Raw genomic sequence first — 13,252 nt, 5'->3', positions numbered from 1 at the left:
CCAAGGACCCCCGGGAGTGGCCGGACCGGAGGGACCGGAAGGTCCCCAGGGCCCCGAAGGGCCGGAAGGGCCTCCGGGCACCGCCCAAAATTTCTTTGAAGGCTTGGCGATCCGCGTTCAAGAGAACGGCGAGGACATCACCCACAGCTTCATTCCCGGCACCAATTTCCAGGGCGCGAATGCCTTCACCGGCTTGGTCGAATTCATGGGCGAGATGCGGATGCCGATCGCGACCGTGATCCTTCCCGAATCGAACCCGCCCGTGATCGGCGAAGGCGTGATGGCCTACAGTTTCTACGACCACCAACCCTACTACTACGACGGAGTTGAGTGGTCGCCAATGGTCGGTGAGCCCGGGCCCCAAGGACCCGAAGGGCCGCCAGGGCCCGCCGGCCAAGACGGAGCCGCGGGACCCGAAGGTCCCATCGGACCCCAGGGACCGACCGGGCCCGCGGGAGCCGTCGGAGCGACCGGGCCGCAAGGGCCGCCAGGGCCCGCCGGTGCCGACGGCGCGCCGGGACCGCAAGGACCGGCCGGGCCGGAGGGACCGATGGGGCCGGAAGGACCCGAAGGCCCTCAAGGTCCTCCGGGACCGACCGGAACGGTCGACGTCAACTCCATCGACTTCGACAAGATGGTCGATTCGATGACCCTCGACGCCAACACCGTCATCTCGGGCGGAGCCGGTCAAAACGTGCTGGCCTTGCTGGCGAGACTCGGCGTCGGGATCACGGCGCCGCTGACCGCCGTCCATGTCTACGGAGCTTTCCAACCCGAGACCGCGATCCGCGTCGACTCGGCGCCGGTCTTCGGCAGCGGCGGGAAAGCCAGCTTGCTGCTCAGCGAGCTCAACGCTCCCGGCGACGCCTATTATCCCTTGGCGGGCATGAAGCTGTCCTACGACTTGGACAGCGGAGTCAGCTTGGTGGAGAACCGCTCGATCTTCGCGGCCAACGACTTCCCGGCTCTGGTCTTCCGAACCAATCCCCTGGGCCTGCCCTCGGACCGACTGACCATCACCCAATTCGGCTTGGTCGGCATTCGAACCAACGCTCCCCAGGCGGTCTTGGACGTGAACGGCGACATCGAGAGCCTGGAGCTTCGGACTCAAACGGTGACGGCCCAAACCGTCAACACCCAAAGCTTGGACACTCAGGAGTTCAACGCCTTGGACTTGAGTGCCGAGAACCTCCAAGTCAACCAGCAGGCCAAGCTCGGCATCGTCGACCCGCAGGTGACCTTGCCGCCGCCCAGCGAGGCGGCCACGGTGGTGGCCGGCAACATCTGGGCCGGGCGCACGACCAATGACGGGCCGCAATTGGAGTGCTTCGGCGGCATCGATCAGGAAGGCAAGCACGCCACGCTGCGCGGCAGCAACACGGCCGGTCATTTCGACGTGACCGGATTCTACGCCTATTGCACGGTGATCTTCACCGATCCCCATCCCCAGGGGCCGCCGGTCTGTGTGGTGTCCAGCGACCGCCTCACCGATTATCCCTTGGCCGTCGTGGTCGGCGGCGGCGGATTCATGGTCGACCGGCAGAACGAGCTGGTCGGTGGATTCGCCCAAGGCATCGGCGAGAATTGCAATTCCACCGGGACTCCTTCTTGGACCTGCACCGAGCGGATCAACTACATGTGCATGTTCATCCAGGACCCGCTGCCGATCGACGGCGACAACGAGTTCCAAGACCGGGAGTCGGACTTAGGTCCCGGAGACTGATCAGGCTCGAGCGGAGCGCCTTGACCGAATGGCGAAATAGCCGAGGGCCGAAAAGATCGAGCCCAGGGCGCCCAAGCCGCTAGGGCCGGCGCCAGGCTGCAGGCTGCAACCGCCGCCGCCGATCGTGCCGTCGTCGTCCTCGTCGTCGTCACCCGGCGAGGGCGAAGGCGAAGGAGTCGCCGAGCCCGGGCTTTCCTCCTGGCAAGTCGCGCTGCAGCCATCGCCGTCGGCGGCGTTGCCGTCGTCGCAGGTTTCCTCGGCGCCGAGAGCCCCGTCGCCGCAGACGTTCCGCTCGTCGGCTCCGATATCGGGGGCGGAGCCGATGACCCGCGGATCGCCCTCGAGATCGACGGCCGGCAGGTCGGGGGCCGCCAGATCGCCTTCGTCGATGCAAGGCGAGAACTCCGAGAGCCGCAAATCGTCGCTGGACGGATCCAGGAACAAGGGATTGAGGCCCGGCAAATTGTCGGTCTGGGTGATGTCGGTGACGCAAGAGCCTTCGTTTTGGCAGAAAGTCGAAAAATCGGAGAAATTATTGTTGGCTAGAGTCAGCGGCGCCCCGTCGTCGTCGCCGTCGGGATCGTCGTCGGCGTAGATATCCTGGCCTTCGCCGTCGGCCTCGTTGCCGAAAACGATGCTGTTGTAGAGCAAAGCCTCGACGTCATCGCCCTGAATATTGAGGTAAACTCCGCCGCCGTTGCCTTGGCTCCGATTGGCGTAGACCGTGTTGTTCACGAAGTTGAGCGGCCCGGCGCCGTTGCTGTCGTAGGCGAAACCGCCGCCGTCGTCGCCGGCCAAATTGTCGAAAAAGACGTTGTTGACGAAAGTCGTCGTGCCGAAGCCGTTTTGGGCGACGCCGGCGCCGCCGCCATTGTCGACCGACTCGTTGCGGATGAAATGGTTGCCTTGGACCAAAGCGGCGCCATTGGTGGCATCGACGGCGAGCCCGCCGCCCGAAGCGTCGGAATCCAGGCTCTTGTTGCCGGTGAACAGGCTATCGGTGATCGTGATCGAGCCGTCGCCCTGGGCCCGAGCCCGGAGACCGCCGCCGCTGGATGCCGAGTTGCCGGCGACGACGCTGCTCGAGATGGTCACGGCCCCGTCAAAGGTGGCCAGGAAAGCGCCGCCGCTATGGCCATTGGCCGGAACCACCCGGTTGCGCTGGATGACACTGTCGGACAGGCTGATGTCGGCCTTGAAAGCGACGACCCTGAGGCCGCCGCCGACGCCGAAAGCGGAGCTGACTTCGCCATTCTGAATGGTCAGGCCGCTCAGCGCGACGTCGGCTCCGGCGTCGTCGGGAGTGACCGCGGTGGTTTCGATGCCGAGAACCCGATGGGCATCGCCGCCGTCCAAGACCGTCACTCCGGGCCCGGTGCCGGCAAGGCTGATGGGAAAGTTTTCGGTGGCAGCGGCCAGGTAGCTGAAGCCGCTGCCGGAAGTGTAAAGGCCGGGCGCGAGATTGATCGTGTCACCCTCGCCGTTGGATTGGGCCGTGGCCAAGGCCGCTTCCAGCTCGGCGCCATTGGTCACGTCGAAGGTGGCCGCCGCGAGCGGACCCGACAAGACGCAGAAAGACACTGCTAGCAGTGAAATACCCCGATATCCCATGGAAACCCCCATCTCTTTTTGGAATGGAATGCCTTGGCATTTTCACATAACGGGAAGCCGGCCGAAAGTGATATTTCCATCGGAAGCTTATGGGCCGGAAATCATTGCCACTCGGCGAGGCTGCTGCTAGGAGCGGGCCATGAGCTCGGTGGATCGTTTTCAGGAAATCCTCACCGGCAGCTGGAAAACTCAAGCCCTTTACGCCGCCGCTGAACTGCAAATCGCCGACTTCCTGGCCCAAGGCCCCAAAACCGCCGAGGAGCTGGCAGCCGTCTCCGGCTCCCATCCGCCATCGCTGCGCCGCTTGCTCCTCGCCCTCTGCTCGCTCGAGATCTGCAAGGAGCGCGCGGACGGCGCCTTCGAGCTCGAGCCGATGGGCGAGCTGCTGCAAAAAGACAATCCCGATTCACTGCGAGCCTGGACCCAATGGTGGGCCCGCTACCTCGGGCCGGTCTGGGAGCGCTTGCTGGATAGCGTCAAGACCGGTGAAAGCGGGCGGAAGCTGCTCTACGGCACCGAAGGCTTCGAACATCTGCAGCGCGACCCGGTGGCGGCGGCAACCTTCAGCCAAGCCATCGCGGAGCTGACCCGGCTGCACATCAAGGACATCGTCCGGGCCTATGACTTTTCGGAAGCGAAATGGATCATCGACCTCGGCGGGGGCACCGGCGAGCTGCTGCTCGAAATTTTGCAAAACCAACCTTCGGCCTCCGGAATCCTGTTCGATCTTCCCAGCGGCATCGAGCACGCCAAATCGCGCTTCGATAAGACCGACTTGGCGGGCCGTTGTGAATTAGTGGCCGGCGATTTCTTTGCGTCGGTCCCCCGGGGCGGGGACCTCTATCTGCTCAAAAGCATCCTGCACGATTGGAACGAGGCGAAAAGCCTCCGCATCCTGGAGAATTGCCGGCGGGCGATGGAGCCGAAGGCCCGTCTGCTGGTGATCGAGCCGGTGCTTCCCGAAAAACGCGGCGCCTCCGCCGGCGACCAGGCCCTTTCCCGAAGCGACCTGACCATGCTCGTCGCCCATGGCGCCAAGGAGCGGACCGATTCCGAATTCCAAAGCCTGCTCGGCTCGGCCGGATTTTCCCTTGCCCGAACCATCGCCGCCGGGCCGGCATTCAGCATCCTGGAGTGCCATCCGGCTTTGCCGGGAGAGTCTCGATGAACGGCGCGATGCGAGCGCTGGTTTTGGACGCCGTTTGGGAGCCGCGCTCCGGCTACCCTCTCTCCCCCCAAGAAACCGAGAGCCGCAAGGCCATCCGCGCCAGCGCCGTATGGAAGTCGCCCACGCTGCAACTGATCAAGAATCCCATTCCCCGGATTAGAGAGGATGAGGTCTTGATTCGAGTCAAGGCCTGCGGCGTCTGCGGCAGCGACACCCATTGCTACGAGACCGACGCGGCGGGCTACGTTCTTTTCTCCGGCTCGGCCAAGCTGCCCGTCACCCTCGGCCACGAATACTCCGGGGAAGTCGTCGAGGTCGGAAAAAACGTCGGCTCGCTCAAGGTCGGCGACGCGGTCGCCGCCGAAAGCATGGTTTGGTGCGGACTCTGCGCTTCCTGCCGGGCCGGGAACCCCAACCAATGCCGCCGGATCGAGATGGTCGGCTTTAGCGTCCCGGGGGCCTTTGCGGAATACATCGCGGTCCAGGAAAAATATTGTTGGAGCCTCGATCCGCTGCGGGAGGCTTTTCCGAGCGGCGAAGACGCCTACGAAGTGGGAGCTTTGATCGAGCCCATCGGCTGCGCCTATAACGGGATCTTCGTTTCGGGCGGCGGATTCCGGCCGGGAGCTTACGTCGCCGTCCATGGGGCCGGCCCGATCGGACTGGCGGCGGTGCTATTGGCGCGGGCGGCCGGCGCGGCCAAGATTTTCGCCTTCGATCCGAGCGAACCGCGCAAGGCCTTGGCTCTTGCCTTGGGAGCCGATGACGCCGCCAGCCCCCTCGCCTTGCGGCGGCAGGGAACCTCGCCCAGCGAAATGATCCGCGATTCGACCGGCGGCCATGGCGCCGACCTCCAAGTGGAGGCCGCCGGCGCCGCCTCGGCCACCTTGCCCGAAATCGAGAAGAGCCTGGCGCCCAACGGAAAGGTGATCTACCTGGGGCGCCACGACGCCGGAGCCCCCTTCCCCCTCGACACCTTGGTTTCCCAGGCCAACCAAATCTGCGGAGCCCGCGGGCATTCCGGCCATGGCATTTACCCTTCCGTCATCCGCTTGCTGGCCTCGGGCCGCTTTCCAGCCCGTCCCATGATCACGGCCAGGTTCCCGCTCGAAAAGGCGGTCGAAGCCGTCCAACGCTCGACCGAGCGGACCGATGGCAAGATCATCGTGCGCCTTGCCTGACCGCGACCAGCTCCAAGATCCGCCGAAGCACCGAATCCCGCCGCGCCATCACTTCCAGCTCCCGATTCCTCGCCTCTTCCAGCCGGGCTTGAAGGCTTTCCCCATTTTCAAAAAGCGCCGCCATGGCTCGTCGCAGGTCCTCGACGCCGACCGGGCCCCGAAGGGAGCCGGCGAGCGGAACGGCGACCCCGAACCGGCGGCATTTCTCGGCCAAGAGCGGCTGATCTCCGAAGAAGGGATAGGACAGCATCGGAACCCGGTGGAAGATGGCCTCGTGGGTCGAGTTGATCCCGTGGTGGCTGACGAAGACGTCGGCCTCCGCCAGAACGCTCCACTGATCGACGTAGCCGGTCACCCGGACGTTGGGCTTCTCGAGCTCCCGAATCACCGGGGGCTCGATCGGCGCGCCCGACAGGCCGAGGAGCGCGACTGCATCGGGCCGGCCGGCCACGTAGTCGGAGACGGCCCGCAAAGCCGCCAGCGCTTCTTTGGCGTAGTAACGCCAAATGACCGTCCCGAAGCAGGCGTAGACGCGCCGGCGTCCGGGATCGTCGCCGAAATATGGCGAGACGGCTTTCCGGGATTTTTCGCCAAACTCCCCGATCCAAGGGAGGCAACCGAAGAACGCGAGGGGCTCGAAAGCCGGACGCTCCTCCTCGCTGAGGAAAGCCGGCGGCTCACAGATGAGGTTCAAGTCGGGGCTCAGCCCGGAAATATAGGAAAACGGCGAGGCGTCGGCGAGCCGGTAGCGTTCGCGGAGGATCTCGACCGCCCGATGACAGGCCGGCGAGATTTTGACCCGCGGGTCGGCGGCCAAAAGCGGCAAGGCCTTGGCCGGATTCAAATTGTGATTGGGCGAGACGTTGATGCCGGGAATGCCAAGCTGGGTCGCGGCCAGCCGTCCGATGACGGCGAAAGTCTCATAGACGATCAGGGCCGGGCGAAGCCGCCGCAGGTCGGCCAAGATTTCCTCCGCGTAAAACCCGGCAAAGCTGACATAGCGGCAGGGAATGGGCCGCGAATCGGCGTCGGCCCGCTCCAGCGGATGGGAAGTGAAGAGGTCTTCAAGCCTTCCGCCGACCCGCTCGATCTCGGCGCCGAACCGGCGATGGGTGAAGACGTGGACGGCGAAACCCGATCGGACCAGCCCCGCGATGACCGGCCGCAGCAGCATGAAATGCCCGTCCTCGGGCATGCAGAATACGGCGGCCACCGGTTTGTGAGAATCGCGGCTCATGCGTTTTCCTGGACTTCCTCGGGGGTCCGGACGGCCGTGAAAAACAGCAAGAGGAAGCTCGGCCATAGCTGAATGAGAAGCCGGGTGAGGGAATGCTCCAGGTAAAAGTGCAGGTCGTAAGGCACCAGGAGATGGACGATGTAGTAGCCGGCCAGCATCGAAGCGAGCGCCGTCGCCGTGAAAAGAATGTTGAGCTTGAATTCAGGAAGAATCCGGACTTTGAAAATGAGCGCAAAGGCGATCAAATAAACCAAGGGGTTGAGCAAAGTGACCGACCCGCTCAAAAACAGGGTCTTCAAATAAAAAACCGAGATTTCTCCGTAGCGCGATGCCGTGGAAACTTTTTCAAGAACGAAGTTGGAATCCTTGGCCGCAGCCACCAAATCGTTCGGCGCCGCGATATTCCATTTAAAATACAGGATCACCAGCAAGACCGGAGCGAGGCCGGCTCCTAGATAGGCCACTTCCTTCAAGGCGGTCTGCCAACCTCGAAACAGCAGGACCGTGAACGACCGGCTCAAAACCAAGACCAGCACGAACAAGAGCCCTTCGTTCTTGGTCCAGGCCGAGAAGCCGGCCATCGCGCCGGCCAAGACCAAGAGCCTCGCGTTTTTTTGGGGAAGCCGGTCGTAGAGGCTCAGCGAAGCCAGCGTCGCCAAGAAATAAAATCCCAGCGGCACGTCCGAAACCTGGGAAGCCCCTCGAATGATGAAGGAAGAAAGGCTCAAGACCGCGATGACGGCGATCAAGGCCTGGGTGGTTCCCCGCAGCAGCGCCAGGACTCCCCCGAGCAAGGCCACGGTGGCGACCGTGTAGGCGGCGGCCACCCACTTCGGGATGAACAGCCATTCTTTGCCCAGGCTGCTCCAAATCGCGGCGATCGCCGAGGGGAGCATCAGCGGGTAGCTGGGATTCACGACGTGGGGCAGAAAAGCGTCGCGCCAATGTTCGCCGGCCCGAAACAGGAATCGGGCCCGCATGTTCCAAAAGAGCCAGGCATCGTTGCTGCCATGGGGCTTTTCCTGCATTCGGAAGTAAAACACCGCCGCGCTGAGCACCAGCAAGACGGCGAGGCCGGCGAGCAAATAAGCCTTGATCTTGGGATTCGAAGCCGAAGCGGGAGGACCCGCCGCCGAAGGCAGCTCCTTGGCGGTTTGGAAAAACCAGCCGATCGCCAAGGCCACGACCATCAAGCCCGTCGCCCCGGCGAGAAAATCTCCCTTCGAGGCATCAAAGGCCAGGAGCCAAAGAAAGAAGCCGCAGGAAGTCAGGCCTAGGCCCAAGCCCACCGACAGTCCGACGCCGACGAGAGCTTGGGCGCCACCTTTGATCTTGCAGGGAAGAATGCAAAACAACAAAGCGCCGCCCATCAAGAGCGGCGCCACCAGCGCGAACAGGATCGCCGGGCTCACTGGGCCCTCCGGCGGTAGAGCTTCACGTTCCGGCCGAAATCCCGGACCAGGGTCCAATCCTGCTCGGACAGCCCCGCCGGCGGCTCCTCCCCTTCCGCCAGATAGGTGACGATGAGCTCGCGAGAAGTATCGTTGAAGACCACCACCGGAGCGAGAAAGTACTGGATCATCCGGAAATTTCTCACGCCGTCGGTCCCGGGAGCATGTTTTTTCCCAATATATCCAACGGAGGCATCGGGCGGCAAAAACCCCCGAAGCTCCTGAAACTTCTCCTCTTCGGCGGCGACCGGATCGGCCGCGAGCTCGGCCGGGTGCCGATATTGCTCGATCAGCCTCCAATCATTCGCCATCCCGAGCAGGGGAAGCAAAGCCAGAGCCAGGATTTGCCAAGTTTTCATGACGAGCTCCTTCGCTCAGGGAGGACCGTCCAACCAGTCATGCAGCGACCTCGCCGGGTCCCATTCCACTTTCCGAAGCAGGGTCAAACCGGTGGCGCCGAAGGGAAGGTCGAAAAGCTGGAGCGAGGAATCGCTCTTCAGCCGGTCGATGAAATGCTTCACGCTCATCGGATAAGCCTTCTCGGCCCCGTAGACCTTGTCGTCGCGCACCACCAGGCTGTCGTGAAACAAGACGAAGCCCCGCGGCTCCAAGAGCTTCTCGAAAGCTTCATAATCGAACTGGGCCTGCTCCGCGGTATGATAGCCGTCGATGAAAACCAAGCCGACTTGGCCCAAGGCCCGGTAATCCTCGGTCCCCACGAACTCTTGAGTGGTCATCCGGAAGTGGCGGACGTTCTCGGAGCCGAGGTCGAGAAAGTAGCGGCGGACCCGATCCTCGTCCGCCCAAAAGTCGTCGGCCAAGGAAGGGTCGATGAAGGTCAGCTCGCCTTTTTCCAAATTGTCTTGGAGGGCCTTCGCCATGACCAAAGGAACGAAGCCGCGGTAGGAGCCGATGACCACCGCCCGGCGCGGGCGAAGGATCCGGCCCAAAGCATAGTAAAGCCATCCCAAGCCAAGGTTTCGGTCTTCGGCCCGTTGGCCGTGGCCCATCCGAAGCAGTCCGGGATGTTCCATCAGGCGCTCGATCCAATCGGTGGAGATTCCGTTTTTCATCTTGGCGCTCCTGCTTCTCCGATTTTTACGGCGGATTGGCAAATCATAAAAAGCACCCAAGGCCCTCGGAGAGGAATTGGACCATCGGCCGATATCGAGCCTTGGGAAAAGATCCGAGGGTCGGAGTCCGGTTGGCGTCGAATAGGACCGGCCGGCCATCGACGACCGTGTAATCGAATTTGCCGTAATCGAATTTCAATTCACGGCGGATTCGGCGCAGCTCCTCGGGAACTTCGTCCAAGGGTTCCTGCCGAAGGATATTGGCCGACTTGACGATCGGGCTCTTGGAATAAAAGATGGCGCTTTTTTCACGGTCGCCCAAGAACAGCCAGGTTCGGACGCAGTAGTGGCCTTGGCGGATCTCCGGCAGGAAGCGCTCGACGACCAAGTCGGGATGGCCCCAAAGTCTTGCCGGCACCGCTTGGGCCGAATCGTAGATCGAATAATCACGATAGGCCGGGGCATAGCCATGGCGCAGCAAGGCTTTCCCGGTCCGCCAGGCTTCTTGGAAAAAATATCGGTAATTGCGCCGGAGGTCCCGGGGCTTCCTCGGCAGCAAGCCTTTCACCGCCAACCGCACCTCTTGGACGCCCTTGAAGTTGCGGTCGGTCTTGACGATCACCGGCCCTCCATAGCCGTCGCCGCGACGAACCAAATGAGAGCTGGTCAAGCGCTTGGAAGTGTCGGCAACGCCGCCATTGAGCACCGTCGGGTATTGCCGGAGCAGATCCAGGTAATCCTGGGGCACGGCCGTCAGGTCCACGTGCAGGACCGCCAAGTCGGCCTGGACCGGCTCATCGGGCCCACGCACGACGCTGACCCGCGTTCCGGCCTCCCGCCAGCTTTCGGCGATCTCTTTCATCCAATAGCCGTTGCTTTCGAAGACGTCGTGGCTATGGACGATGATGGCGACGTGAAGCAAGCAGCCCTCCTAGCACCGCGACCACTTGGCCGCCGAAAACCGCGTCGGCCCGCGGCGGCTTCCCCAGCCGAATCGCCCGGAGAAAAGCCCGGCACTCCCGCTGCAGCGGCTCCTCCGCGCTGGAAAAGACTTTTCGAAAGTCCCGCCGCCGGCGATCGAAGCGCAGCAATTCATGATCGCGCCAATAGTAAACGTTTCCACCCTTGGTCTCGATCCGGACGGTCCGCGAAGGGAAAGGGTGAAGCCGATCGATCCGGATCAAATGGCGGCGCTTTCCGGAATAGGTCAGCTCGACCTCGATCCGATCGATCCGGCTGGCCAAGCCCTGGCGCTGGATGACGCGGGTTTGACGCGGACGGGCCCCGAGCAAGCCCATCGAGAGGGCCGCCTCGTGCGAAACCAAACTGCTCACGATATCCTCTTCGAAAGTCCCCAGCTTGCTCCATTCCGAAAACAGCGAAACGATCGGATCCTTGCGGTGGACCTTCGCCACGGCCTCATGAACGGGGTGATAGAGGAAAATATGGCCGACCATCAGGATCTTTTTTTTCTTTCGGCTGAGCTTGACCAAGTCCGCCGCTTCGCCGGATTTTTGGCATAAGGGCTTCTCCACGAAAACGTGCTTGCCGGCCTCCAGCGCTTGCTTGGCGATCGAATAATGGGTCGCCGCCGGCGTCGCGACGGCCACCGCGCCCACCGAGGGATCGGCCAGGATGTCCCGATAGCGGCGGGTCCAGCGGACGCGTGGATAGCGCGCGACCAGCTCCGAAACGTCCCGCGACCGGACCGAGCAAGCCTTGACCTCGTCCAAGCCGGCGAAGGCTCGCAGCAGGTTCCGGCCCCAGCGCCCTACCCCGATAATGCCGATTCCGACCATGGCTCGATTCCTCGCTTGCGCGCCGCGATTTGCAGAACTTCCTCGGCCGCCGCGACGCAGGTGCCGATCTTGCCCGAGAAAACCGTCACCACCCGGTCCGAGAGCTCCTCGACGATGGTGGGGCGGGCATCGTCGTGCTCGCGGTGCGGCTGCACCGCCCGGACCGTGAACATCGAGCCAAGGTGCTTGGCCCCTCCGATCCCCGGGAAATAGACCGCCGCGCTGGCGAGAAAATCGTCGATCCGAGTGATCGGCGGGCCGGCGATCACGCCGCGGTTGAGCAGCGGCGCATAAGCCGGCGACAGCTCGGGATGCAAGCCGATGTTGCGGTGGTGGATGGCGTGAACGACGTTCCCCATGACGAAGGTGTCGGTGTTGGCGACCGGATCGATGCAAAGAAAAGGGCCGTCCAAAATCACGACGCTTTTATTGCGGAAACGGCCGGGCAAGGCCAGGACCGGTTTCTCGCAGAGCTCGAATTGGTATTCTTTCTCGGGAAGATCGGCCGATTCGAGCCAAGCGTTGTTGGCGACGTAGCCGGCGACCACGATCAGATCGTAGCCCTTGAGATCCCGGAACCCGATCTCGCGTCCCAGCCGCATGCCGACTCGCCAGCGCTCCAAATACCGACGGCCGAGCTGACGCAGGGCCGCTGGATCGAGCAGAGCTTCTCGGACCCGGGCGCACCAGCCGACAGTCTTCGGATTCAGGAGGGAGAGCTCAGCTTCCTCGAAGTCCAGGCCGCAGCTCTCCCAAGCGCGCCGGCACTGTTCGGGGCTGCTCAGGCTGCCTTCCTTGGCCACGCCATAGTAGTGCTCGGCCTCGAAAACGGCGCTGCCGTAATGCTCGAGAAAGCGCGGAAACTCTCGCAAGGATTGGGAAGCGGTGGCGAAGCTTCGGGGATAGTGATAACCCCGGTGCAATCGGTATTGGTTGATTCCGGACGCGGCTTGGAGGAGGTCTCCTGCCTTTTCGAAAAGGTCGACCAAAAAGCCGTGTTTGGCCAGATACCAGGCGCAGGTGACCCCGAAGATGCCGCCGCCCACTACGGCAATTTTCATGGAAACGTTTGCTATCCAAGAAAACTCGATAAATAAAGCCAAATCGATGCCATTGGTCAGCATCCTCATCCCGGTTCTGAATGGCGAACGCTATCTCGAGGCCTGCCTGCGAAGCGTGCTCGCCCAAACCTATCTCGACTTCGAGCTGATCGTCGTCAACGACGGCTCGACCGACGGGACCGACCGGATCGTGCGCCAGATCCTGGCCGCCCATCCCGACAAGGCGATCCGCTACCTAGTCCAGGAGAACCGCGGACCCTGCAAATCGCTCAACCGGGCCTTCGCCGAGGCCAAGGGCGACTACGTTTGCTACCTCGGCGCCGACGATCTTTATCTCGAAAGCTTCCTCAGCGACGCGGTGGCCGCCTTGTCACGGGCCGGCCCCCAAGTTTGCTCGGTTTTCCTGGATGGCTATATCATCGACGGCGAGGGCCGCCGCCAATGCCGCTGGTCGGATTGGGGCCCCCGGCCCTGGGGCCGGAACCAATACCGGGAGCTGCTGGCCGGAAACTGGCTGCCGGTGGCCGGACTGCTGCACCGGGCCTCGGTCTTCCGCGAGCTCGGCCCGCTCGACGAGAGCACGCCCAATGAGGATTACCACATGTGGCTCCGCTTCGCGCGGCGCTACCGCTTCCTGGCGGTGCCCAAGCTCGGCTTCGAGTACCGGATCCACGGCAAGAACAAATCGGGCAACGACGCCCACGTGGCCCGGACCTTCCTCCACCTCAACCGGCTCCATCCCCAAATGAAGCGTTATTTGAATTTCGCCTGGGCGCTGCTGGACGGTGAATGGGCGACCGCCGCCCGTTTGGTCAACCTCTCCAACCTCGATTTAGTCCGCCGGATCCTGCAACGGCGATTGCAGATTCTGCTGAAGCGGCCGCCGGTCACCGTCGACGCCGCCCGGAAGAAGCGGATCCTGCGCATCCTCGCCGGCCATTACCGGGA

General features: G+C 63.1%; 11 protein-coding genes and 1 pseudogene. 4 read left to right on the top strand and 8 right to left on the bottom strand.

The annotated features are described in order from the left end of the window. Positions 1-355: 355 nt before the first annotated feature. Positions 356-601: pseudogene (locus tag VJR29_10885) on the top strand (collagen-like protein). Between the two features lie 1,122 nt (positions 602-1,723). Here VJR29_10885 and VJR29_10880 read toward each other — a convergent pair. Further along, positions 1,724-3,289: a choice-of-anchor Q domain-containing protein gene (locus VJR29_10880; protein HKY63915.1), complete on the bottom strand. Its 1,566-nt coding sequence runs from the start codon at positions 3,287-3,289 to the stop codon at positions 1,724-1,726. A 184-nt stretch (positions 3,290-3,473) separates the two neighbouring features. On the opposite strand from VJR29_10880, the gene VJR29_10875 reads away from it, so the two are divergent. Together VJR29_10875 and iolM are read left to right on the top strand one after the other, a co-directional pair. Continuing rightward, positions 3,474-4,502: a methyltransferase gene (locus tag VJR29_10875; GenBank protein ID HKY63914.1), complete on the top strand. Its 1,029-nt coding sequence runs from the start codon at positions 3,474-3,476 to the stop codon at positions 4,500-4,502. Then, complete coding sequence (gene iolM, locus VJR29_10870) at positions 4,499-5,683, top strand: scyllo-inosose 3-dehydrogenase (protein ID HKY63913.1); 1,185 nt, start codon at positions 4,499-4,501, stop codon at positions 5,681-5,683. Before VJR29_10875 ends, iolM begins: the two co-directional genes overlap by 4 nt. Here iolM and VJR29_10865 read toward each other — a convergent pair. From VJR29_10865 to VJR29_10835, 7 genes are read right to left on the bottom strand one after another with little or no spacing between them, the layout of a single operon-like run. After that, the gene (locus VJR29_10865) at positions 5,664-6,920 is read right to left on the bottom strand and encodes a glycosyltransferase (GenBank protein HKY63912.1); all 1,257 of its coding nucleotides are present in this window, start codon (positions 6,918-6,920) and stop codon (positions 5,664-5,666) included. The genes iolM and VJR29_10865 overlap by 20 nt on opposite strands. Then, on the bottom strand, positions 6,917-8,332 hold the full coding sequence (locus VJR29_10860) for a hypothetical protein (protein ID HKY63911.1): 1,416 nt from the start codon (positions 8,330-8,332) through the stop codon (positions 6,917-6,919). Before VJR29_10860 ends, VJR29_10865 begins: the two co-directional genes overlap by 4 nt. Continuing rightward, positions 8,329-8,730 carry a hypothetical protein gene (locus VJR29_10855; GenBank protein HKY63910.1) on the bottom strand — a complete coding sequence of 134 codons (402 nt, stop codon included), beginning with the start codon at positions 8,728-8,730 and terminating at the stop codon, positions 8,329-8,331. The genes VJR29_10860 and VJR29_10855 overlap by 4 nt, the downstream gene beginning before the upstream one ends. A gap of 15 nt (positions 8,731-8,745) precedes the next feature. Next, complete coding sequence (locus VJR29_10850; protein ID HKY63909.1) at positions 8,746-9,444, bottom strand: class I SAM-dependent methyltransferase; 699 nt, start codon at positions 9,442-9,444, stop codon at positions 8,746-8,748. A gap of 43 nt (positions 9,445-9,487) precedes the next feature. Further along, positions 9,488-10,366: a hypothetical protein gene (locus VJR29_10845; GenBank protein HKY63908.1), complete on the bottom strand. Its 879-nt coding sequence runs from the start codon at positions 10,364-10,366 to the stop codon at positions 9,488-9,490. Then, positions 10,338-11,243 (bottom strand): Gfo/Idh/MocA family oxidoreductase, encoded by a 906-nt coding sequence (locus VJR29_10840; protein ID HKY63907.1) that lies wholly within the window; start codon positions 11,241-11,243, stop codon positions 10,338-10,340. Before VJR29_10840 ends, VJR29_10845 begins: the two co-directional genes overlap by 29 nt. Beyond that, complete coding sequence (locus tag VJR29_10835; GenBank protein HKY63906.1) at positions 11,216-12,304, bottom strand: FAD-dependent oxidoreductase; 1,089 nt, start codon at positions 12,302-12,304, stop codon at positions 11,216-11,218. Before VJR29_10835 ends, VJR29_10840 begins: the two co-directional genes overlap by 28 nt. Positions 12,305-12,350: 46 nt before the next feature. Here VJR29_10835 and VJR29_10830 point away from each other — a divergent pair. Beyond that, the coding region (locus VJR29_10830; protein HKY63905.1) for a glycosyltransferase at positions 12,351-13,252 on the top strand (902 nt) is incomplete at its 3' end.

It is taken from the genome of bacterium (genome assembly GCA_035281585.1).
Lineage (GTDB): Bacteria > UBA10199 > UBA10199 > DSSB01 > DSSB01 > DATEDP01.
Note: the sequence above shows the minus strand (reverse complement) of the source record. Positions and strands in the feature narration are given on the sequence as shown.